The 21,243-nt window shown below is 63.5% G+C and carries 20 protein-coding genes; 7 read left to right on the top strand and 13 right to left on the bottom strand.

The features are described 5' to 3' along the window. Positions 1-46: 46 nt before the first annotated feature. The 5 genes from C404_RS45490 to C404_RS45470 form a co-directional block, all read right to left on the bottom strand. Positions 47-445: a nuclear transport factor 2 family protein gene (locus C404_RS45490; RefSeq protein ID WP_021195429.1), complete on the bottom strand. Its 399-nt coding sequence runs from the start codon at positions 443-445 to the stop codon at positions 47-49. Positions 446-603: 158 nt separating this feature from the next. Continuing rightward, on the bottom strand, positions 604-1,779 hold the full coding sequence (locus C404_RS45485) for a vWA domain-containing protein (protein ID WP_021195428.1): 1,176 nt from the start codon (positions 1,777-1,779) through the stop codon (positions 604-606). A 33-nt stretch (positions 1,780-1,812) separates the two neighbouring features. Next, positions 1,813-2,139: a DMT family transporter gene (locus C404_RS45480; protein WP_021195427.1), complete on the bottom strand. Its 327-nt coding sequence runs from the start codon at positions 2,137-2,139 to the stop codon at positions 1,813-1,815. Beyond that, complete coding sequence (locus tag C404_RS45475; protein WP_021195426.1) at positions 2,136-2,741, bottom strand: GNAT family N-acetyltransferase; 606 nt, start codon at positions 2,739-2,741, stop codon at positions 2,136-2,138. The genes C404_RS45480 and C404_RS45475 overlap by 4 nt, the downstream gene beginning before the upstream one ends. A 13-nt stretch (positions 2,742-2,754) precedes the next feature. Next, the gene (locus C404_RS45470) at positions 2,755-3,636 is read right to left on the bottom strand and encodes an AAA family ATPase (RefSeq protein ID WP_021195425.1); all 882 of its coding nucleotides are present in this window, start codon (positions 3,634-3,636) and stop codon (positions 2,755-2,757) included. Between the two features lie 299 nt (positions 3,637-3,935). On the opposite strand from C404_RS45470, the gene C404_RS45465 reads away from it, so the two are divergent. After that, positions 3,936-4,295: a c-type cytochrome gene (locus C404_RS45465; protein WP_021195424.1), complete on the top strand. Its 360-nt coding sequence runs from the start codon at positions 3,936-3,938 to the stop codon at positions 4,293-4,295. 11 nt (positions 4,296-4,306) lie between these two features. Further along, positions 4,307-4,693, top strand: a complete 387-nt coding sequence (locus C404_RS45460) for a c-type cytochrome (RefSeq protein ID WP_021195423.1) — start codon at positions 4,307-4,309, stop codon at positions 4,691-4,693. Positions 4,694-4,762: 69 nt separating this feature from the next. Here C404_RS45460 and C404_RS45455 read toward each other — a convergent pair whose 3' ends face one another. Beyond that, on the bottom strand, positions 4,763-5,197 hold the full coding sequence (locus C404_RS45455) for a DUF1841 family protein (RefSeq protein WP_021195422.1): 435 nt from the start codon (positions 5,195-5,197) through the stop codon (positions 4,763-4,765). Positions 5,198-5,303: 106 nt separating this feature from the next. On the opposite strand from C404_RS45455, the gene C404_RS45450 reads away from it, so the two are divergent. Next, positions 5,304-6,239 (top strand): DMT family transporter, encoded by a 936-nt coding sequence (locus C404_RS45450; protein ID WP_021195421.1) that lies wholly within the window; start codon positions 5,304-5,306, stop codon positions 6,237-6,239. 88 nt (positions 6,240-6,327) lie between these two features. Here C404_RS45450 and C404_RS45445 read toward each other — a convergent pair whose 3' ends face one another. Continuing rightward, positions 6,328-8,133 (bottom strand): S10 family peptidase, encoded by a 1,806-nt coding sequence (locus C404_RS45445; protein ID WP_425338175.1) that lies wholly within the window; start codon positions 8,131-8,133, stop codon positions 6,328-6,330. A 615-nt stretch (positions 8,134-8,748) separates the two neighbouring features. On the opposite strand from C404_RS45445, the gene C404_RS45440 reads away from it, so the two are divergent. After that, complete coding sequence (locus C404_RS45440; protein ID WP_021195419.1) at positions 8,749-9,336, top strand: malonic semialdehyde reductase; 588 nt, start codon at positions 8,749-8,751, stop codon at positions 9,334-9,336. Positions 9,337-9,397: 61 nt separating this feature from the next. On the opposite strand, the gene nth is transcribed toward C404_RS45440, so the two are convergent. Together nth and rsxB are read right to left on the bottom strand one after the other, a co-directional pair. Further along, entirely contained in the window at positions 9,398-10,042 is a 645-nt protein-coding gene (gene nth, locus C404_RS45435; RefSeq protein WP_021195418.1) for an endonuclease III, read from the bottom strand. A 16-nt stretch (positions 10,043-10,058) separates the two neighbouring features. Then, complete coding sequence (gene rsxB / locus C404_RS45430) at positions 10,059-10,862, bottom strand: electron transport complex subunit RsxB (RefSeq protein ID WP_021195417.1); 804 nt, start codon at positions 10,860-10,862, stop codon at positions 10,059-10,061. Between the two features lie 167 nt (positions 10,863-11,029). Between rsxB and C404_RS45425 the strand changes: the two genes are divergently transcribed. Then, the gene (locus tag C404_RS45425; protein WP_021195416.1) at positions 11,030-11,728 is read left to right on the top strand and encodes a TetR/AcrR family transcriptional regulator; all 699 of its coding nucleotides are present in this window, start codon (positions 11,030-11,032) and stop codon (positions 11,726-11,728) included. 64 nt (positions 11,729-11,792) lie between these two features. On the opposite strand, the gene C404_RS45420 is transcribed toward C404_RS45425, so the two are convergent. Together C404_RS45420 and C404_RS45415 are read right to left on the bottom strand one after the other, a co-directional pair. Further along, positions 11,793-13,064 (bottom strand): polyhydroxyalkanoate depolymerase, encoded by a 1,272-nt coding sequence (locus tag C404_RS45420; RefSeq protein WP_021195415.1) that lies wholly within the window; start codon positions 13,062-13,064, stop codon positions 11,793-11,795. Between the two features lie 205 nt (positions 13,065-13,269). Next, positions 13,270-14,466, bottom strand: a complete 1,197-nt coding sequence (locus C404_RS45415; RefSeq protein ID WP_021195414.1) for an amino acid aminotransferase — start codon at positions 14,464-14,466, stop codon at positions 13,270-13,272. Positions 14,467-14,801: 335 nt separating this feature from the next. Between C404_RS45415 and uvrB the strand changes: the two genes are divergently transcribed. After that, positions 14,802-16,904 (top strand): excinuclease ABC subunit UvrB, encoded by a 2,103-nt coding sequence (uvrB, locus tag C404_RS45410; protein ID WP_021195413.1) that lies wholly within the window; start codon positions 14,802-14,804, stop codon positions 16,902-16,904. Between the two features lie 199 nt (positions 16,905-17,103). Further along, on the top strand, positions 17,104-19,188 hold the full coding sequence (locus tag C404_RS45405; RefSeq protein ID WP_021195412.1) for a site-specific recombinase: 2,085 nt from the start codon (positions 17,104-17,106) through the stop codon (positions 19,186-19,188). Positions 19,189-19,197: 9 nt separating this feature from the next. Here C404_RS45405 and rbsK read toward each other — a convergent pair whose 3' ends face one another. Together rbsK and C404_RS45395 are read right to left on the bottom strand one after the other, a co-directional pair. Beyond that, a complete protein-coding gene (gene rbsK, locus C404_RS45400; protein WP_021195411.1) occupies positions 19,198-20,160 on the bottom strand; it encodes a ribokinase in 963 nt (320 codons plus the stop codon). A gap of 35 nt (positions 20,161-20,195) precedes the next feature. Further along, the gene (locus tag C404_RS45395; protein WP_021195410.1) at positions 20,196-21,236 is read right to left on the bottom strand and encodes a LacI family DNA-binding transcriptional regulator; all 1,041 of its coding nucleotides are present in this window, start codon (positions 21,234-21,236) and stop codon (positions 20,196-20,198) included. Positions 21,237-21,243 lie beyond the last annotated feature (7 nt).

The following is a 21,243-nucleotide window of genomic DNA, read 5'->3' as shown; positions in this document are numbered from 1 at the left end:
AAAACGCCCCGGACTTCCGGGGCGTTTGCTTTTGCGCGGTGGGTGCTCAGGTCGCGTCGCCCATGCCGGGCATCTGGTCGATGAAGCCGGTCACCACGTGCATGCGGTCGCCAACGATCCGCACGAAGTCCGTGCCCTTGACCAGCGCCTGACCGTCCGGCCCGAGCGTCCAGCGGAAACGAATGGTGTCCTGCACCACGTCCACGCCGCCATCGCGCGCAAAGCGGAAACCCGGAAACTTGGCCTGCACACCGGCGATGAGCGCGTCGATGCCGTCGTGGCCCGCGCCCTGCATCAGAGGATCAACGTAGGTGGCGCCTTCGGTCCAGGTCTGGGCGACGAGGGTGCGGCGTTGCGCGGCGTCGGTTGCGTTCCAGGCGGCGATGTAGCAGTCGACCAGCGTGTCAGCGAGGGTTTCGTTGGCGGCGAGTTGCGTGGCGGTCATGGCGTTTCTCCGTACGAGGTTGAGGAGCTTGGCAGCGCGGGGTTTGTCTTCCGTGCTGCATGGCTTCATCTTCGGCGCCGGCGTGGATGATGTCGATTACGCGGCAGGTAATCACGACATCCACGCCCGGAGAAACGAGAGGGAGAAAGGCGAGGGCGTTACTTGGACAGCAGCCGCATCGCCGATTCCAGCCCGGCGATGGTCACGGGATACATCCGCGTCTTCACGATCTGGTTGATAACGGAGATGGACTGCCGATATTCCCACAAGCCCTCCGGCTCGGGGTTGAGCCAGACAAACTTCGGGAACTGTTCAATCAACCGCTTGAGCCACACCGCACCGGCCTCGGCATTGTTGTATTCCACCGAGCCGCCGGCCTGCAGGATCTCGTAGGGGCTCATGGTTGCGTCGCCCACAAAGATCAGCTTGTAGTCGGGCGGGTACTTGCGGATGACGTCCCACGTGGAGAAGCGCTCCGCATGGCGGCGCCGGTTGTTCTTCCACAGGTGCTCGTACACGCAGTTGTGGAAGTAGTAGTACTCGAGGTGCTTGAACTCGGTCTTGGCGGCGGAGAACAGCTCTTCCACGCGCTTGATGTGGTCGTCCATCGAACCGCCCACGTCCATCAGCATCAGCACCTTGACGTTGTTGTGCCGCTCGGGACGCATCTTGATGTCGAGCATGCCGGCGTTGGCAGCGGTCGAGTGGATGGTGTCGTCCAAGTCCAGCTCGATGTCAGCCCCGTCCCGCGCGAACTTGCGCAGGCGGCGCAGCGCGACCTTGATGTTGCGCGTGCCGAGTTCGACGGTGTCGTCGTAATCCTTGTACGCGCGCGCTTCCCACACCTTGACCGCCGTGCGGTTGCCCTTCGATGGCCCGCCGATGCGGATGCCTTCCGGGTTGTAGCCGCCGTGCCCGAACGGCGACGTGCCACCGGTGCCGATCCACTTGCTGCCGCCTTCGTGGCGCTCGTGCTGTTCGCCCAGCAGTTCCTTCAGGCGCTCCATGAGCTTGTCGAGGCCGCCCATGGCTTCGACCTTGGCCTTCTCTTCCGGCGAGAGCTCGCGCTCCAGCTTCTTGATGAGCCAGTCGAGGGGGATGTCCGCGCGCCAGTCGACCGCGCCTTCCACGCCTTTGAAATAGGCGCCGAAGGCCTGGTCAAACTTGTCGAAGTGCTTCTCGTCCTTTACCAGCGTCATGCGCGCCAGGAAGTAGAACTCGTTGAGCGAGGGCGCAATGACCTGCTGCTTGAGCCCCTCGAGCAGCGTCAGGTATTCCTTGACCGAGACCGGCAACTTGGCGTGCCGCAGGGTGAAGAAGAAATCGATGAGCATGTCAGTCTCCTGCTCGGTGGCTTAGTGGGCCAGTTAGTGAGACGCGCCGCTGACGTTCAGCAGCACCACGCCGCCCACCACCATGCCGATGCCCGAGAGCTTGGCCATCGACACCCCTTCCTTGAACAACAGGATGCCGACGACGGCCGTCAGCACCGTGCCTACGCCCGACCACACCGCATACGTGACGCTCATGTCGATGCGCTTCATGACGATCGCCAGGCCCCAGAAGGCTAAGCCGTAGCAGATGGCCGTGCCGATAATCCACAGCGGCTTGGAAAACCCGTCCGATAGCTTCAGGCACAAGGTGCCGATCACCTCGGTGACGATGGTGCCGGCCAGCAGCAGCCACGGGTTCATCGTGGCTGCTCCAGCTTGTATTGCAGATGGCGTTTCACCGTGAGCCATTCCGATTCGATGATCGAGAACACCACCGTATCGCGGAAGCTGCCGTCCGGCATGCGCTGGTGATTGCGCAGCACGCCGTCCTGCTTAGCGCCCAGGCGGGCGATGGCGGCGCGGCTCTGGTGGTTCATCCAGTGCGTGCGGAACTCCACGGCAATGCAGTGCAGCGTTTCGAACGCGTGTGTCAGCAGCAGCAGCTTGCATTCCGTATTGATGGCGGTGCGCTGGACGGACTTGGCGTACCACGTATGGCCGATTTCCAGCCGACGGTTGGCTTCGTCCACGTTGAAGAGCCGCGTGGCACCAACCACCTTGCCGGGCTGCCCGTCGCGCATTTCGCGCACAACGAACGGCATGGCACCGAGCCGCTCGCGCATGTCCAGCGCAATGGCGAGCCAATCGGCAACCTTTTCGGGCGAGGGCACGGAGGTGTACCAGAGCCGCCACAGCTCACCGTCAGCGGCTGCGGCGCGGACTTCCTCTTCGTGCTCAGGGCCAAGCGGCTCCAGCCAGGCGTGCTGGCCGGACAGCGTGACGGGTTCGATCAGGCGCGGCATGGTGCAGCCCCGGTCAGCGGTTGGCGCGGTTCATGAAGACCAGGCGCTCGAACAGGTGCACGTCCTGCTCGTTCTTGAGCAGTGCGCCGTGCAGAGGCGGAATGGCCGCGTTCTTGTCCTGGCTGCGCAGCGATTCCGGCGGAATGTCTTCGGCCAGCAGCAGCTTGAGCCAGTCGATCAACTCGGAGGTCGACGGCTTCTTCTTCAGCCCCGGCAGGTTGCGCATCTCATAGAACGCATCCAGCGCGGCCTTGACCAGCGCCGGCTTGATGCCGGGGTAGTGCACGTCGACGATGGCCTGCATCGTCTCCGCATCCGGAAATTTGATGTAGTGGAAGAAGCAGCGGCGCAGGAAGGCGTCGGGCAGCTCCTTCTCGTTGTTCGACGTGATGATGACGAGCGGGCGGTGCTTGGCGCGGATGGTCTCGCGCGTTTCGTACACGTAGAACTCCATGCGATCCAGCTCGCGCAGCAGGTCGTTGGGGAATTCGATGTCGGCCTTGTCGATCTCGTCGATCAGCAGCACGACGGGTTCATCTGCCTCGAAGGCCTGCCACAGCACGCCTTTGACAATGTAGTTGCGGATGTCGTGGACTTTGTCGTCGCCTAACTGCGAGTCGCGCAGGCGTGAGACGGCGTCGTATTCGTACAGGCCCTGCTGGGCCTTGGTCGTGGACTTGACGTGCCACTGCAGCAGCGGCATCCCCAGGGCGGCGGCCACTTCCTCGGCCAGCATGGTTTTGCCCGTGCCCGGCTCACCCTTGATCAGCAGCGGGCGCTGCAGTGTCATGGACGCGTTGACGGCAAGCTTGAGGTCGTCGGTGGCGACGTACTGTTCGGAGCCTTCAAAACGCGCACGCTGGTTGGATGCGGCAGGCGAGGTGGTGGTGTTCATCGTGCAAGCCTACTGGGCGGTAAAAGAAATCGGAAACGGCCAGTATAAGAGACTTTGGGTGTTTGCTGCCCGGTGCCGCCAGGGCTGTTCTGTCGTGCCATTCCCCGCTGTCAAGTCACGGGACCCCTAACTGGACTGGAAAAAAATCTGTGCGCTACAATGCGCCGGTTTGACGCACCTCAAGACAACCGTCTTATGGCACCTTGCCAGCAGCCGGTGAAGGCGCCCAAAGAGACAGCCGGCTGACGGTCAAGCCAGGCAGGGCGAGCAGGATTCTGAACTCCACGCTTAAGAACGAGATGAAAAAGATCCTCACCATGGCGGCCGTGTTTGGCACATTAGGCGCGCTGGCCGCGTCAGCCTCCGCAGCGGACATCCAGGGCGATGCCGCCGCCGCCCAGAGCAAGGTCGCAATGTGCATCGGCTGCCATGCCATCCCCGACTACAAGACGTCGTTCCCCGAGGTGTACCGCGTGCCCTACCTGGGCGGCCAGAACGCCAAGTACATCGAAAGCGCGCTACACGCGTACCAGAAGGGTGACCGCAAGCACCCGACCATGCGCGCCATTGCCGGTTCGCTGACGGACCAGGACATCGCCAACCTGGCTGCGTACTACGCGCAGCAGACGGCTGCTACGCCCAACAACCCCCGGAAGTGACGAGGAAGAACATGAAGAAGATCTCGCTTGGTTTGGGCGCGTTGATCCTGGGTGCTGCCGTGTCGGTACAGGCCGCCGATCTGGAAAAGGGCAAGCAACTGGTGGAGAAGGGCACGTGCGCGGCCTGCCACGGTGCTGGCCTGAACGCCCCGATTTCGCCGGACTACCCGAAGCTGGCTGGCCAGCACGGCGACTACATCTATCACGCACTGCTGGCCTATCAAACCAGCAACAACCCGCTGATGGGCCGCAGCAACGCCATCATGGCGGGCCAGGTCAACAGCAACCCGGCCACCATCGGTGCCGATGGCAAGCCGCGTCCGTTCACCGAGGCGGAGCTGAAGGACATTGCCGCCTACATCGAATCGCTGCCCGGCTCGCTGGTGCTCAAGAAGTAAGCCGGCTTCGGCAGGCAAAGAAAAACCGCTCCTCGGAGCGGTTTTTTATTGGGCGATTGACTCGGGCGCCTAGCGGGCGGTGGCGCGCTTGCGCACGCATTCAATATATGCCTCGCCATCGGGCGGCATGCCGGTACGCTGCGCCGTCCAGAGCATCTGGCCGAGGCATTCCATCACCTGATGTTGGGCTTCGTGCGGCGAGTCGAGCCGCTGGGCCAGCGCCTCGTAGGCGGCGCGGATGCCGCGCGGCTGGTCCACCGACACCTGCTCGCTGATCGACAGATGCATCGACAGGTGCAGGAACGGGTTGCTCTGGCCGCTCTCGGGCGTGTAGTCGCGGGCGAGGGCGTCTTCGCCGGCGTCCAGGGTGTCGTGGTACTCGGGATGCAGTTGCATCCAGTCGACCGCCATGGCTTCAAGCGGCGTGAGGATTTCGGCCTGGCGATGCTTGCGCCAGGCGCCGCAAAAGAACTGGCGGACTTCGTCGCGGGAGGGATTGAACATGATTCCGCCATTGTACCGGCCTGCCCTAGCGTGTGTCGGACCCTCCAAGCGACGCCAACGCTACAATGGCGACCCGCCCGCAGACGGCAACCCAACGCCGCGCGCCATGAGACAAAGTACTGATTCCACCCTCGCCGCACGCGCGGCCGACAAGCTGCTTGGCGTGCTGCTGATTGCCGTGTCCGCCGCGTCATTTGGCGCGATGGCCATCTTCACCCACTACGCCTACGCGAGCGGCGCCAACGTGGTGGGCTTGCTGATGGTGCGTTTCGTCATCGCAGCCGTGGCACTGATGGTGGTGATGCGCGTGCGGCGCATCGGCATTCCGCCGTGGTCGCGTGTACTTGGTTTGGCGGCGATGGGGGGGATCGGCTATGCGGGGCAGTCGTTTACGTTTTTCTCGGCATTGAACTACGCGCCGGCCAGCCTAGTGGCGCTGCTGCTGTATCTGTATCCGATGTTCGTGACGGTGCTGGCAGCCGTGTTCCTGCGTGAGCGGCTGACCACGGCGGCGATTGTGGCATTGGTGCTGTGCTCGGTGGGGGCGGGGCTGACGGTGGGTGGCGCGGGGTTGTCGGGCGGCAGCCTGCTTGGCATTGCGCTGGGTGTGGCGTCTGCGGCGATTTACTCGATCTACATCACCGTGGGCGCGCGCGTGACGCATGGGGTGGACCCGCTGGCGTGCACCACGGTCATCTGTACGGCCGCGGGTGTCGTCTACACGGGTATGGCGTTAGCCGGTGCCCCGGCGAACTTGCCAGGCACGGCGGGTGGCTGGGCGGCCGCACTGGCGATTGCCGGGCTGTCGACGGTGGTGGCCATCCTGACGTTCTTTGCCGGCCTGCAGAAGCTGGGTGCGGCGCAGGCGTCGATGCTCTCCACGCTGGAGCCGGTGGTGACAGTGCTGCTGGCGGCAATGCTGCTGGGTGAGTCGATTGCCCCCATGCAGATGGTCGGCGGGGCGCTGATCCTGGCCGGCGTGCTGTGGCTCACGCGTGCTGATGCGAAGCCGACGGGTCACCGCGCGGAAGATATGGCTTGAGGGCTGAGGCTAAATCTGCCGCCCCAAATGAAAGCCGCCCAGCCTGGTGTGACCCAGGCTGGGCGGCTTTTCTTTACACCTGCGGCGATTACTTCTTCACGCCTTCCGGCAAGCGTTGCAGGCCCTGCACCCGCTTCAGGGCTGGACGGTCGGCCATCACGCCGTCGTAGAAGCTGGCCAGATCCCCCTTGAGCGCGGTGCGCGACGCATCGTTCAGATAGATCATGTGGCCCGACGGGTAGTTCTTGATCGTCAGGTTCTTGGCCTTGATGGTCGGATCAAGCGGCATCTGCGCCAGCGTCAGCTCAGTCTGGTGGAACGGCGTGACCGCATCGAAGTAGCCGCTGGCTTGCAGCACCTTCAGATCCGGGTTCAGGCTCATCGTCGAGGCCAGGTCGCCGGCGGTGTACAGCGTGTTGCCGCCGCCCTTGTTGGCGCCTGTCGGGTCGATGTGGCTGAAGTCCCAGTTGTTGAACACGGCGTCGTTCAGGTCCACGAACGACGAGGTCGACGTGTACTTGAGCTGGGTGTTCAGGTAACTGTTCCACAGCACCGTATAGGCGCCGCCGATGTTGGAGATCGACGGATCGTTGCTGCCCGAATTCGGCAGAATGAACGGTGCGATGCCCTGGCCCGTGTAGTTCGCGCGGCCGTCATACTGACCGATCTGGATGCCCGGGTTCAGCGTCAGGAAGAACGTGTACGGCGGGTTGTTGTTCTGCGACGGCACGTTGCCCAGCGCAGCCGGGTTGCCGAACGTCTGGATCAGCGAGATTGGATCGGTGCCGATGTACGAACCCATCGTCTGCGCGGACTGCAGGTTCAGGTTCAGGCGCACGTTGACGAGGCCACCGTCTTGCGGGTTGGGCGCTTGCGCGAGCGGCGTGAGCGTGTTGTCCGCATAGTTGCGTGCCTGGACCATGTAGCTGTCGAGATCGGCGGGCGGCGGGTTTACCGTCGTCTTCTTCCAGTACCACGCGTCCGCAGCCAGCGTCGGGAAGATACCGACAGCCGAGAGCGCGTTCGAGTAGTCGAGAATGGACGATTGCAGCGTGATGCCGTTCAGCTCGATACCGTCTTCATGCAGCACCCACGACACCACCGCACTGCGCGCCGTGCCATACGATTCGCCGAACAGGAACTTGGGTGAGTTCCAGCGTGAGTACTTGGTCAGGTAGCGCTGGATGAAGCGGTCGATCGAGTGGGCGTCCTGATCCACACCCCAGAAGTTCTTGTTCACGGCAGGGGAGATGGCGGCCGAATAGCCGGTGCCCACTGGGTTGATGAACACGAGGTCGGAGCGGTCGAGCAGGCTGTCCGGGTTGTCGGGCAGCTTGTACGGCGCCGGTGGCGTGAAGTTCGGGAACGATGACTGCAGGCGCTTCGGTCCGAACGAGCCCAGCAGCAGGAAGACCGACGACGAGCCGGGGCCGCCGTTATAGAAGAACGTCACCGGGCGCGGCTTGGACGGGTCCGGATTGTCCTGTGTGTACGCCACGTAGAACATCGACGCATTGGCCTTCGACGTCACGGGGTCGATGGTCGTCAGGTGGCCGGCCGTGGCCGTGTAGGCGATGCTCTTGCCACCGATGCTCACCGTGTGGTGCGTGATGGCGGCGCTTTCGCCTGGGTCGGCGGCGAGGGCGTCATTGGGGCCGGTGCCGTAGACGTTGGGGTCAACGTAGGGCTGATCAGGTGGCGTGGCTGCTGTCACCGGTTGCGTGACCGTCTTGCCCGCATCCACAGCGGTGCCGCTCGGGTTGGCGGTGGCAGAGGAGTCTCCGCCGCCGCAACCCGCCAGCAGTGAGGCAGCGAGCGCTGCCGCGGCAAGCGATGCGCCTACGGCTTTGGGTAGACCTGCAAAATCACTGGTCGATAACCTGGATTTTTTCATGGCGATAAAGGCCTTTTTCAGGATGACGAACGCCATCACTTAAAACGGATGGTTTTAAGTTGGCTCCATATCTGATTTGCGTTTTGTAATCTCTATCCTGCGCAAACCGGATATTCTGATTTCCCGCCTCTTACGGGGAATTGAATTCAATCTATTCTTATTCGGCAAAGCGATCCCCTTGAAACCAGGTGGGTTTCAAAAATAGGAACAACGCCGGAGTCAGAGAACCAAGGTGGTAGGCTGTTTGCGCAAAGCTAGCGACGGCAATGCGAAAACGTTAGCGCGAATGCATCCACGCACTTTGGTTAAATCAAAGTGCGAATCCGGTTCGCTCAGCCTGCTGGTGATTCAATGACGAACGAAAAAGTAGTTCGTAAGGAAACCGTTGTAAAGGCCTGTTTTGTGGAGCGTGCAATCTACTGGTAAAAATGACATGCGCTTTGAATGGCGCGTCGCAAGAAAAGCGATTAAATACAATGCAGGCATGTCGTTTCTGCATGCTGGTCCGTGTTGACCGTCAAGGGGGTGATGCATTCCTGCGCTGAGACCCGGCCGGCGCAACGTGGCGGGCCGCATTACAATGCGCTACTTGACTCTTTTCAGGAGCACACCGCAATGCCCATGCTTGAACCGTCCGTGCTGGACCAACTGTTCCACGAAGCCCGCACCCACAACGTGTGGCTGGACAAGCCGGTCGACGATGAACTGCTGAACACGCTGTACGAGACCGTCAAGTACGGCCCGACCGCCGCCAACAGCACGCCGGCGCGCTTCGTGTTCGTGAAGAGCGCGGCTGCCAAGGAGCGCCTGCTTCCGTGCATGTCGGCCGGCAACCAGGAAAAGACCCGCCAGGCACCCGTGGCCGTGATCGTCGCGTACGACACGCAATTCCACGAGCAACTGCCCAAGCTGTTCCCGCATATCGATGCGCGTTCGTGGTACGTGGGTGATCAAGCCAAGATCAACGCAGCCGCGTTGATGAACAGCTCGCTGCAGGGCGGCTACCTGGTGATCGCCGCGCGCGCGCTGGGTCTGGATTGCGGCCCGATGGCTGGCTTTGATGCCAACAAGGTCAACGAGACCTTCTTCCCCGATGGCCAGTGGAAGGTTAACTTCATCATGAACATCGGCTACGGCGACGTGGAGAAGCTGCATCCGCGCAACCCGCGCCTGTCGTTTGAAGAGGCCTGCAAGATCATCTGATCGACAGCCGATCGCGCAAAGAGAAACGGGGACTCGCATTGGAAACTGCGGTCCCCGTTTTTTATTCCTTCGGCGCCGGTGTCTTCGGCCTGAACTCGCACAGTGGCTCGATCGCGCAGTGCCAGCACTCGGGCTTGCGCGCCTTGCACACGTAGCGCCCATGCAGGATCAGCCAGTGGTGGGCATCCTGGCGAAACTCCTCCGGCACCACTTTCAGCAGCTTAAGTTCCACTTCCAGCACGTTCTTGCCCGGCGCCAGCCCGGTGCGGTTGGCTACGCGGAAGATGTGTGTATCCACCGCAATCGTCGGCTCGCCGAAGGCCGTGTTCATCACCACATTGGCGGTCTTGCGGCCCACGCCCGGCAGGCTTTCCAGGGCGGCGCGATCACGCGGCACCTGGCCGCCGTACTGGTCGAGCAGGATGCGGCACGTCTGGAGGATGTGCTTGCCCTTGGTGCGGTACAGCCCGATGGTCTTGATGTATTCGGTCAGTCCTTCCTCGCCCAGCGCCAGCATCTTGGCCGGCGTATCCGCCACCGGAAACAGCTTGCGCGTGGCCTTGTTCACGCCCACGTCAGTGGCCTGCGCAGAGAGCAGGACAGCAATCAGCAGCTCAAACGGCGAGGTGTATTCCAGCTCGGTCGTCGGTGTGGGGTTGTTCTCGCGCAGGGTCTCGAAGATGGCGTAGCGCTTGGCGGGATTCATCGTCGGGGCAGGGCGTTTAAGGTTGGTCTGCGTCGGGGTTGGCGCCGTGCTCGATCTGGTCGGCGATGCGCTTGCGGCGGGCTTCGGCTTCGTCAATCTGGGCTTGTACGTCTGCCGACACATCGGTGACGTTGCGCGGACCTTGCCCGCGCGCAGCCATCTCGGCCTGCTTTTGGCGGGCACGCTCGATGGCGGCCTGGATGATCGCCTTCTTGCGCGCCTGGGCGGCACGCTCGGCATCATCGGCGGGTTGTTCTGCGCTCACGGCGGCTAGCTTGGCGGCGGCCTTGGCGGCCAGGCGTGCTTCGTTCTCGGTTTGCTCGCGCTTGAGGCGCGCGTTGCGGAATTCGTAGCGATCGCGGGCGACGTCGGCCTGTGCCTGGCTCCATGCATCCCAGCCCGTGCGTTCACCGGTGATGGGGATCATGTCGATGCAGTCGACCGGGCAGGGCGGAATGCACAGGTCGCAGCCGGTGCACCAGTCTTCCAGCACCGTATGCATGGCCTTGGGTGCGCCGACGATCGCATCGACCGGGCATGCCTGAATGCACAACGTGCAGCCGATACAGCGTTCCGGGTCGATGACGGCGACTGCGCGTGGCTGCTCGATGCCGTTGGCTGGGTCCAGCGGCAGCAGATCACCCGTGCGGCCCAGCGCGTCGGACAAGCGGCGGATGCCCTCTGCACCGCCCGGCGGGCAACGGTTGGGCAGCGCCTCGCCGTTCGCCATGGCTTCAGCGTACGGGCGGCAACCGTTGTAGCCGCACTTGGTGCATTGCGTTTGCGGCAGGAGGTGTTCGAGCCGGTCGGCCAAGGACATGGCCAATGCGGGGACCAAGGAAACCACGATGGGAGTTATCGTTTGAATAGCCTGCCATTATCGCTGATTTGGCGGCCGCGCAAGGCGTGCATGCCCTGACATTGACCGCAGCGGCCATGTCTTAACCGTATGACATAATCCTTGGGTTCTAAACGGACCGACGTGCCATGCCGTCTTACCCAGCCGCGCCGCTCGCCGACATTGATCCCGTCGATTCCTCGGGCGATCCCGCCACACCCCGTGCACGTCGCGACCCCGCCGGTACGCGTCGTCGCATCCTCGCTGCGGCACTTGAAGAGTTCTCACGCGGTGGTTTTGCCGGCGCCCGTGTGGACGCCATCGCCCGCCGCGCCGAGACCAACGAGCGCATGCTGTACTACTACTACGGCAGCAAGGAAAAACTCTTCCTGACCGTGCTCGAGCACATGTACTTCCGCTTCAAGCAGGCCGAAGAGCAGGTGCAGATCGAGTCGTCCGACCCGCGTGAGGCGGTCATCCAGCTGGCGCGTTTCGTCTGGGATTTCTACTACGAGAACCCCGAGTTCATCCGCCTGCTCAACAGCGAGAACCTGCACGAGGCACGGCACCTGAAGACGTCACCGCATCTGGGGGAGCTGGTCAACCCGGTCATTGATGTGCTGCGTGGCGTGGTCGAACGTGGTCAGCGCAGCGGCATCTTCCACAAGGATGTGGATGTCTCTCGGCTGTATCTCACGATCTCTGCGCTGGGCTACTACGTGCTGTCCAACCGCTACACGATCAGCGCGGTGATCGGCCGAGACATTGCCTCGGCTGACGAGCACGAAGCCTTCGCGCAGTTGCACATCAAGATGCTGCTGGCCTATCTGGAGCGGCCTGAGGGCTGAGCAGTGCGCCGGTTCAAAACGAAAAAGCCTCGCAGTTGCGAGGCTTTTTTCTGGCACGCCAGGCTTAGGCGACGGCTTTGATACGCGGTGCGCCCTGATCGTACTGGCGGATGAAATCGCGCAGTTGCGGATACACCTGCTCGCGCCAGCGGCGGCCCGAGAAGATGCCGTAGTGGCCGCACTTCGGTGCCGTCAAATGCTGCTTGCGTGCCTTCGGAATGCCGGTGCACAGCCCATGGGCCGCCTCGGTCTGGCCGCTGCCGGAGATATCGTCCAACTCGCCTTCGATGGTGAACAGTGCAGTGCCCTTGATGTCCTGCGGGCGCACCGGCTTGCCTTCGATCACCCAGGTGCCGTTGGCCAGGTGGAACTCCTGGAACACGTCACGGATGGTTTCGAGGTAGTAATCGGCGGCCATGTCGAGCACGGCGTTGTACTCGTCGTAGAAGCGCACGTGGGCTTCGGCGTCTTCCGTGTCGCCTTCGATCAGGTTCAGGTAGTAATCGTAGTGCGACGACAGGTGGCGATCCGGATTCATGGCCACGAAGCCGGCATGCTGCAGGAAGCCCGGATAGACCTTGCGGCCATGGCCGGGGTAGTTGGCCGGCACGGTGTAGATCACGTTGGTCTCGAACCAGCTGTGCGATTTGTTGGTCGCCAGCGAGTTGACGGCCGTCGGGCTCTTACGCGCGTCGATCGGGCCGCCCATCATGGTCATGGTGCGCGGCGTCTTTTCGCCGTCCGAGGCCATCAGCGAGATGGCGGCCAGCACCGGCACGGTCGGCTGGCACACCGAAATCACGTGCAGCTTGTCAGCACCAATGTGGTTGATGAACTCGCGGATGTAGTTGATGTAGTCCGACAGGTGGAACGCACCGTGCTCGGCCGGCACCATGCGGGCGTCGATCCAGTCGGTCACGTACACCTTGTGATCCTGCAGCAGCGTGCGCACGGTATCGCGCAGCAGTGTGGAATGGTGGCCCGACAGCGGCGCACACACCAGCACCACCGGCTCATCCTTGAGCAGCTTGATGGTTTCGGCGTCGTCGGCGTAGCGCTTGAAGCGGATCAGGCGGCAGAACGGCTTCTCGATGATCGTCTGTTCGACGATCGGGATGTCGCGCCCGTTGGACTTGACCGAGCGGATGCCGAATTCCGGCTTCTCGTATTCCTTGCCCAGGCGATAAAGCAGCTCGTAGCCAGCGGCGTAGCGCTGGGCGCCGGGCACCATGGACAGCGGGCTGAGCGGGTTGGTGAAAGTCTTGGCGGTAGCTTGAGCCCAGGCCGTCATCGGGCTGAGCAGGGCGCGCTGGAATTCGTGGAGCTGGTAAAGCATGGCTGGACCGATCTGTGGTGGCGAGGGCGACGCAAACGATTATGCACCTAGGCGCATATTACTGCGATGCAGCAGAAACCCTGATAACAGAGTGTTGCGCGGCTTGTATGATGCGCCCATGTCAGTCTAGCGATATGCAGCAAAAAAGCGGCCGAAGCCGCTTTTCTTTTTGCAATTGCACCTAAGGCGTGACGCCTACGGCACCTTACAGAACGTCAGCGATGGCGTTGACCACGGCGTCGATGTTGTGCGTGTTCAGCGCAGCCACGCAGATACGGCCGGTCGACACCGCGTAGATGCCGTGCTCGTTACGCAGGCGGTCCACCTGGGCCGAGGTCAGGCCCGAGTACGAGAACATGCCGCGCTGGGCCTTCACGAACGAGAAGTCGGTCTTCACGCCCTTGGCAGCCAGCTTGTCGACCAGCGCGTTGCGCATCGATTTGATACGGTCGCGCATTTCGCCCAGTTCCTGTTCCCACATCGCGCGCAGCTCGGGGCTGGTCAGCACACTGGCGACTACCGTGCCACCGTGCGTCGGCGGGTTGGAGTAGTTCGTGCGGATCACGCGCTTGACCTGCGACAGCACGCGGGTGGCTTCGTCCTTGCTGGTCGTCACGATCGACAGGGCGCCGACGCGCTCGCCATACAGCGAGAACGACTTCGAGAACGAGCTCGACACGAAGAACGGCAGGCCCGATTCCGCAAACAGTTGCACGGCCAGGCCGTCTTGCTGGATGCCGTCGGCAAAGCCTTGGTAGGCCATGTCGAGGAACGGGATCAGGTTCTTGGCCTTGATGACTTCCACGACCTGCTTCCACTGGTCGGCGGTCATGTCGACGCCGGTCGGGTTGTGGCAGCAGGCGTGCAGCACGATGATGGTGTTCGCTGCGTAGCTGTTGAGCGAATCCAGCAGGCCAGCGAAGTTCAGGCCGTGCGACGGGGCATCGTAGTACGCGTAGTTGACGACTTCAAAGCCAGCCGATTCAAACAGCGCGCGGTGGTTTTCCCAGCTCGGGTCGGAAATGGCGACCTTGGCGTTCGGGTACAGGCGCTTGAGGAAGTCGGCGCCGATCTTCAGTGCGCCGGTGCCGCCCAGGGCTTGCGCCGTGACCACGCGGCCTTCGGCGATCAGGTGGGAATCCGCACCGAAGAGCAGCTTCTGCACGGCCTGGTCGTAGGCGGCAATGCCTTCGATCGGCAGGTAGCCGCGCGGAGCGACGGTCGCCAGGCGGGCCTTTTCGGCTTCCTGCACGGCGCGCAGCACCGGGATTTTCCCTTCGTCGGTGAAGTACACGCCCACGCCCAGATTCACTTTGGTGCTGCGGGTGTCGGCGTTGAAAGCTTCATTCAGGCCCAGGATGGGGTCGCGCGGGGCCAGTTCGACGGCGGAGAAAAGCGACATGAGATGTGTCTCGATCGGTTGGTTCGGAATTCGGTGGAGTGCTGCAGGCGGTGCGCCGCAAGCGGTCGGCAGGGCTGCCGACGCCGAATGCATGAAGCGGGCACAAGACTGAATTGTACCGAATACAGGCTCTAATCGCCCGAAAAATCCTTGCAGAACAGGGGTCTAAAGCGTTTGGGCAGCCGCTACAGATGCGCCGTGCAGGGCGCTTAAACGATTGCTGGGGCACCGCGCTACACTAGGCGATTGGTTGCAATTGCCGCCGCCGCCCTCATTTGCTGGGGACGTGCGAGTCACTTTGTCGACTTCCTGCGCTGCCACCCACCCCCGCCGCCATGACCGATCTGAGCCAAGCCCCCCTTCAGCACGACAACTCGCACGACGAGTCGAAATTCGTGACCTTCGAGGGCTCGCCATTCCAGTTGTACCAGCCGTATCCGCCGGCCGGCGACCAGCCCGAGGCCATCCGCCAGCTCGTCGAGAACATTGGCGATGGCCTGTCGTACCAGACCCTGCTGGGCGTGACGGGCTCGGGCAAGACCTTCACCATGGCCAATGTGATCGCGCAGGTGGGGCGCCCGGCCATCGTGTTTGCGCCCAACAAGACGCTGGCGGCGCAGCTGTATTCGGAGTTCCGCGACTTCTTCCCGCGCAACGCGGTCGAGTACTTCGTCTCGTATTACGACTACTACCAGCCCGAAGCCTACGTGCCGCAGCGCGATCTCTTCATCGAGAAGGATTCGTCGATCAACGAGCACATCGAACAGATGCGGCTGTCGGCCACCAAGAGCCTGCTGGAGCGCCGCGATGTGGTGATCGTGGCCACCGTGTCGGCCATCTACGGTATCGGCAACCCGAGCGAATACCACCAGATGATCCTGACGCTGCGTGCGGGCGACAAGGTCAGCCAGCGTGATGTGATCGCGCGCCTGATCGCCATGCAGTACACGCGCAACGAAACGGATTTTCAGCGCGGTACCTTCCGCGTGCGCGGCGACACGGTCGACATCTTCCCCGCTGAACACGCCGAGATGGCTGTGCGCCTGGAGCTGTTTGACGACGAGGTTGAATCGCTGCAACTGTTCGACCCGCTCACCGGTCGCGTCCGGCAGAAGATTCCGCGCTTCACGGTGTACCCGTCGAGCCACTATGTGACGCCGCGCGAGACCGTGTTGAAGGCCATCGAGACCATCAAGGTGGAACTGCGTGAGCGGCTCGATTTCTTCTACAAGGAAAACAAGTTGGTGGAAGCGCAGCGGCTGGAGCAGCGCACACGCTTTGATCTGGAGATGCTGCAGGAGCTCGGCTTTTGCAAGGGTATTGAGAACTACTCGCGGCATCTATCTGGTGCGGCACCGGGCGAGGCCCCGCCGACGCTGGTCGATTACCTGCCACCCGATGCGCTGATGTTCCTGGACGAATCGCACGTGTTGATCGGCCAGCTCAACGGCATGTACAACGGCGACCGCGCGCGCAAGGAAACGCTGGCCGAATACGGCTTCCGCCTGCCTTCCGCGCTGGACAACCGGCCGCTCAAGTTCGCAGAGTTCGAGACCAAGATGCGGCAGGTGACGTTCGTGTCTGCCACGCCGGGGGATTACGAAAAGAGGACCGCCGGTACGGAAGTCGTCGAGCAGGTCGTGCGCCCCACGGGCCTGGTCGATCCGACCATTGAAGTGCGCCCGGCCACGACGCAGGTTGACGATCTGCTCTCCGAGATCCACCTGCGCGTCGAGGCGGGCGAGCGCGTGCTGGTGACGACGCTCACCAAGCGCATGGCCGAGCAGTTGACCGAGTTCCTGTCGGAGAACGGCGTCAAGGTCCGCTACCTGCATTCGGACATCGATACCGTGGAGCGCGTGGAGATCATCCGCGACCTGCGCCTGGGCACGTTCGATGTGCTGGTCGGCATCAATCTGCTGCGCGAGGGCTTGGACATTCCCGAGGTGTCGCTTGTGGCGATTCTGGATGCCGACAAGGAAGGCTTCCTGCGCGCCGAGCGCTCACTGATCCAGACGATTGGTCGTGCCGCGCGGAACGTGAACGGCACCGCCATCCTCTATGCGGATCGCATCACCGATTCCATGCGCAAGGCGATCGACGAAACCGAGCGCCGCCGCGCCAAGCAGATCGCGCATAACGAGGCGCACGGCATCACGCCGCGCGGCGTGGTCAAGCGCATCAAGGACATCATCGACGGCGTGTACAACGTCGACGATGCGCGTGCCGAGCTCAAGGCTGCGCAAGAGGCCGCCAAGTACGAAGACATGAGCGAGAAGCAAGCGTCCAAGGAAATCAAGCGCCTGGAGAAGCAGATGCTCGATCACGCCAAGAACCTCGAATTCGAAAAGGCGGCGCAGGTGCGCGATCAACTGGCCAAGCTCAAGTCGCAGCTCTTTGGGGCGAGCGGCGAGGACCATATCGTTCCGGCCGCCTGAACCGCACGGGCGGTTGATGCGTCAGAAGTCAGAACTGCACCGCAGCCTCGCCCGAGGGCTGGCGGCGGGGGAGTCGTGACACAATTGCGAACACATTTTCAGGCGCTGCACGTCGCCTGATCGCGGCGTCCAGACTTGCGCAGAAGAATCGGCCCAGGGGCGAGGCCGAGTCAGGCGTGTCCGCCAACTAGGGAGTTCGATGTTCAAGTTTTTGCTCAATCCGTGGCGCAAATGGCGCGCTTCCCGGCACGCCAGCCATCAGCTCGACGCCATCCTGGCGCAGTTCGCGCCGACGCGCAGCGTGGCCGAACGCAATGAATGGCTGATCGAGCTGGCCTATTGGCTGCGCCGCGCAGACCGGCCCGCGGGCGCTACGTCCGAATCTTGGCGCTATGCGCGCCTGCGCTACCTGCTGCAGGTGCTGGAAAACAACCCTGAACTGGCCAAGCGCGTCGGGCAGACGCTGCGCGCGATCGTGCGGGACAACGACCCGGTCTCGCTGCTGTGCGATACGGGGTTGTCTTCGCGCTCCGGGTTCTGGGGCGAACTGGTCGATCGCTGGCAAGCGCGCTTCCTGCCGCCGGCACCCAATCAATCGCAATTGGCCACGTTGTTTGCGCTCCTGTTTGTCGGCCCGACCGATGCGCAGTGGGTGGATGGCTTGGACGATGAACTGGTCACGCGTCTGCATGCGCTGTTCCGCGCCGGGTTGAGCGACGAGGATGAAGCCGCCGGCCAGACGCGGTTGGAACGCAGCCTTGGCATCGGTATCCAGATTCTGATCAGCCAGGTGCGGGCGGCAGGGTTGTCGCGCGGCATCCGCTTGCGCATGGAGTATCCGGACGTCACCGATTCACCGTTCTACCGGCTGGCCGATGCGGCCAACGCCATCTTTCTTGAACGCCCGGACGAAACACTGGCCACACCGGAGCGTCTTCCGCAGCAGCTCAATTACTTCCGTGCGGTGCTGGACCAGTGCCGCACTGCCACGGCCAGTGTCTACCAGCATCTGGACGAGAACGGTGTTTCCGTGGAGGTGGTGTTCCAGGTGGAACGCATGAAGGCGTGGCTGGGGCGCATTGATCTGCTGCTGACGGCCTGGGCCGACGCTAAGGCCTCACGCCGCTTCGTGCATTTGACGGCTGAGCTGGTGTCCGCCAGCCAGCATCGCCGCAGCGTCGGCTATCTGATCCGCTCCACGTTTGCCGATCTGGCGCGCAAGGTGGTCGAGCGTTCTGCCGAGAGCGGCGAGCACTACATCACCCGCGACAGCAAGGAGTACGGCGCGATGGTGAAGGCGGCCGCAGGCGGTGGTGTCATCACCGCGGCCACGGTGTACATCAAGTTCTTCATTGCCGGTGCGCACTTGTCCCGGTTCACTGAGGGTTTCTTTGCGTCGATCAACTACGCGGTCAGCTTTCTCGGTATCCACTTTGCCCATTTCACGCTGGCCACCAAGCAGCCTGCCATGACGGCGCCCGCGTTGGCGCACCGGCTGGACCAGGTGGGCCGTCCGGAAGGGCTGGACCGCTTTGTTGACGACACCGTCGCCATGATCCGCACCAATGCGGCGGCGATTGCCGGGAACCTGGTGGCGGTGGCGCCGGTGGCCTTTCTGGTGCAGTGGCTGGCGGGGCGGTTCTTCCATGCAAACCTGATTTCGCCAGAGAAGGCGGTGGCGACCATCGATTCGTTTTCGATCCTCGGGCCGACGCCGCTGTACGCGATCTTCACGGGCGTGTTGCTGTGGGCGTCGAGCTTGGCGGCCGGCTGGGCCGACAACTGGTTCGCGCTGCACCGTGTGCACGATGTGATTGCCTACCACCGACGCCTGCGTTTCATGGTGGGCACGCGGGGCGCGCAGCGTATTGCCGGGTTCTCGAAGCGCAACCTTTCGGGCATCGTCGCCAACGTGTCGCTGGGTTTCATGCTGGGCTTGGGGCCGGAGATCGTGTCGTTCTTCGGGCCGCACGTGGAGGTGCGCCACGTCACGCTGTCGACCGGTGCAGTGGCAACGGCGGTGGGCGTGCTGGGCCCGGGCGTGATGCATACGGCGCCGTTCTGGCTGGCCGTTGCCGGCATCGCGCTGATGGGTGTACTCAACGTGATGGTGTCGTTTGCGCTGGCGTTCAACATGGCGATGCGCTCGCGCAATTTGCGTGGGCTCGATCGCAAGCGCATCACCGGCGCGGTGTGGCGGCGCATTCTGCGTGATCCGCTGTGCCTGCTGGTGCCGCGTGCGCCGACTACGGCCACGCCGCCGGGAACCGGTACGCCGGCCTGATCCGCCGGCTTAATGCGCGTGCGCGGCGAGCACACCCAGCTCGCTGCGGAAGGGGATGGACGGTTGCGCGCCCAGCCGCGTGACCGACACGGCGGCTGCCGCCTGGCCAAACGCGATGGCCGCATCCGGTGCGGCGCCCTCGGCCAACGCGGCCGCCAGTGCGCCGACAAAGGTGTCGCCGGCCGCTGTGGTGTCGACAGCCTGCGCAATAGGCGCCGGCATCAGCAGGCGCCTGGTGGCATCCACATAGGCAACACCGTGCGCGCCCAGCGTGACCATCACGTGCCGCGCGCCCTGTGCATGCAGGTCGGCTGCTGCATCCAGCGCGGATTCGGGGGAGTCGACGGCGTGTGCAGTCAGCAGCGCCGCTTCGGTTTCATTCGGGATCAGGTAATCGCACGCCGCCAGCCAGGGTGTCGGCAACGGGCCGATGGCCGGCGCGGGGTTCAGGATGACCGTCTTGCCCAGCCGTGCCCCAAGCTTGAGCGCGCATTCCACCGCATCTGGCGGTGACTCCAACTGGCAGACGATCACACGGGCGCGTTCGAACGCCGCGCGTTGCGCCTCGATCATGGCCGGCGTGAGCAACTGGTTGGCCCCCGCCACAATCACGATGGTGTTCTGGCCGCTGTCCGCCACCGTGACGCAGGCGATGCCCGTGGCCTCACTGGCATGCACCGACACCATCGACGTATCCACACCTTCGCGCCGCAGGCCGTCGCGCAAGGCCGTGCCATATGCATCATCGCCCACGCAGCCGAGCATGGCGACCCTGCCCCCCAGGCGGGCCGCAGCCACTGCCTGGTTGGCACCCTTGCCACCAGGAATCGTTTCCAAAGCGGGGGCCGCAACCGTTTGCCCAGGGCGGGGCAAGCGTGGCGTGCGGATCACGAGATCCATATTGAGGCTGCCGACGATCAGCACGTCGGCAGCCGGGTGGGCAGAAGAGGCAGAAGGGCGCTTGGCCACCATGGCGGACGACGTTGAGAGAGTGAGTGGGTGGGCGCTCAGGCGGCGCGGGCAGGGCGAGCCGGCTCTGCGGTCGACTCGCGCAGCGACAGGCGCGGCGGCAGCACAATGCGGCGCGCCTGTCGCTCGTCGACCGGATGGCGCATGGCGGCATCGCTCAGGTGCTCGAGCAGCGTCTGCGCGGTGGTCTCGCCCAACTGGCGGATCGACTGGCCGACCGTGGACAGCGCTGGATAGACATAGCGGCTGAGTTCGATGTCATCAAAGCCGATGATCGAAAGCGCCTTCGGCACTGGGATGCCCAACTCGGCCGCAGCGCGCAAGGCCCCAATGCCCATCAGGTCGTTGCTGGCAAAGATGGCGGTGGGCATTTCGCCCTCGGTCAGCAACTGGCGCGCGGCGCGGTAGCCGCCGGGGCTGGTGAAATCGCCTTCGGCAATGCGGGCGGAGGCTTCCGGCACGCCGGCTTCGCGCAGTGCACGGTGGAAGCCTGCCAGGCGGCCAGCCGTCACGCTCAGCTCCGATGGCCCGCTGATGCAGGCGATGCGCCGGTGGCCAAGCTCCAGCAGATGCTTGGTCGCCATGTAGGCACCTTCTTCGTGGTCGACCTGCACCTGATCGGCCTGGATGCCTTCGGTCGGGCGGTCCACCATGACCACGGGCAGGGCGGATTCTCCCAATGCTTCGATGAGCGCGTTGTCCGGTCCGGCACTGCTGACGATGATGCCGTCCACGCGCTTCTCCATCAGCACGCGCAGGTAGTCGCGCTGCTTGCGCGGGTCGTCGTCGGAGTTGCAGAGGATGACGCTGTAGCCGGCCGCAGCGCAGACGTCCTCAATGCCGCGCGCCAGCTCCGCAAAGTAGGGGTTGGTGGCCGTCGGTACCAGCACGCCGATGGTGCGCGTGGTGCGGTGCTTGAGCGAGCGTGCGACCGCGCTGGGCACGTAGCGCGTGGCGCGGATGGCTTCTTCCACGCGCTTGCGGGTCTCCGAGTTGACCGGCCGCGTGTTGTTGATGACGTGTGAGACGGTGGTGAACGAAACCCCAGCCAATGCTGCGACGTCCTTGATGGTTGCCATGACGATC

Origin of the sequence: Ralstonia sp. AU12-08 (assembly GCF_000442475.1) — a bacterium.
GTDB classification, from domain to species: Bacteria; Pseudomonadota; Gammaproteobacteria; order Burkholderiales; family Burkholderiaceae; genus Ralstonia; species Ralstonia insidiosa.
The sequence above is the reverse complement of the archived record's forward strand: the minus strand, read 5'-3'. Positions and strand labels throughout refer to the sequence as shown.

Bases quoted from the DNA above. Each gene is read 5' to 3' on its own strand.
- C404_RS45485 (WP_021195428.1), bottom strand. From the start codon at position 1,779: ATGCTCATCGATTTCTTCTTCACCCTGCGGCACGCCAAGTTGCCGGTC.
- C404_RS45440 (WP_021195419.1), top strand. From the start codon at position 8,749: ATGCCCATGCTTGAACCGTCCGTGCTGGACCAACTGTTCCACGAAGCC.
- C404_RS45490 (WP_021195429.1), bottom strand. From the start codon at position 445: ATGACCGCCACGCAACTCGCCGCCAACGAAACCCTCGCTGACACGCTG.
- C404_RS45480 (WP_021195427.1), bottom strand. From the start codon at position 2,139: ATGAACCCGTGGCTGCTGCTGGCCGGCACCATCGTCACCGAGGTGATC.
- C404_RS45465 (WP_021195424.1), top strand. From the start codon at position 3,936: ATGAAAAAGATCCTCACCATGGCGGCCGTGTTTGGCACATTAGGCGCG.
- nth (WP_021195418.1), bottom strand. From the start codon at position 10,042: ATGAATCCCGCCAAGCGCTACGCCATCTTCGAGACCCTGCGCGAGAAC.
- uvrB (WP_021195413.1), top strand. From the start codon at position 14,802: ATGACCGATCTGAGCCAAGCCCCCCTTCAGCACGACAACTCGCACGAC.
- C404_RS45470 (WP_021195425.1), bottom strand. From the start codon at position 3,636: ATGAACACCACCACCTCGCCTGCCGCATCCAACCAGCGTGCGCGTTTT.
- C404_RS45450 (WP_021195421.1), top strand. From the start codon at position 5,304: ATGAGACAAAGTACTGATTCCACCCTCGCCGCACGCGCGGCCGACAAG.
- C404_RS45405 (WP_021195412.1), top strand. From the start codon at position 17,104: ATGTTCAAGTTTTTGCTCAATCCGTGGCGCAAATGGCGCGCTTCCCGG.
- C404_RS45420 (WP_021195415.1), bottom strand. From the start codon at position 13,064: ATGCTTTACCAGCTCCACGAATTCCAGCGCGCCCTGCTCAGCCCGATG.
- rbsK (WP_021195411.1), bottom strand. From the start codon at position 20,160: ATGGTGGCCAAGCGCCCTTCTGCCTCTTCTGCCCACCCGGCTGCCGAC.
- C404_RS45475 (WP_021195426.1), bottom strand. From the start codon at position 2,741: ATGCCGCGCCTGATCGAACCCGTCACGCTGTCCGGCCAGCACGCCTGG.
- C404_RS45395 (WP_021195410.1), bottom strand. From the start codon at position 21,236: ATGGCAACCATCAAGGACGTCGCAGCATTGGCTGGGGTTTCGTTCACC.
- rsxB (WP_021195417.1), bottom strand. From the start codon at position 10,862: ATGTCCTTGGCCGACCGGCTCGAACACCTCCTGCCGCAAACGCAATGC.
- C404_RS45425 (WP_021195416.1), top strand. From the start codon at position 11,030: ATGCCGTCTTACCCAGCCGCGCCGCTCGCCGACATTGATCCCGTCGAT.
- C404_RS45460 (WP_021195423.1), top strand. From the start codon at position 4,307: ATGAAGAAGATCTCGCTTGGTTTGGGCGCGTTGATCCTGGGTGCTGCC.
- C404_RS45455 (WP_021195422.1), bottom strand. From the start codon at position 5,197: ATGTTCAATCCCTCCCGCGACGAAGTCCGCCAGTTCTTTTGCGGCGCC.
- C404_RS45415 (WP_021195414.1), bottom strand. From the start codon at position 14,466: ATGTCGCTTTTCTCCGCCGTCGAACTGGCCCCGCGCGACCCCATCCTG.
- C404_RS45445 (WP_425338175.1), bottom strand. From the start codon at position 8,133: ATGAAAAAATCCAGGTTATCGACCAGTGATTTTGCAGGTCTACCCAAA.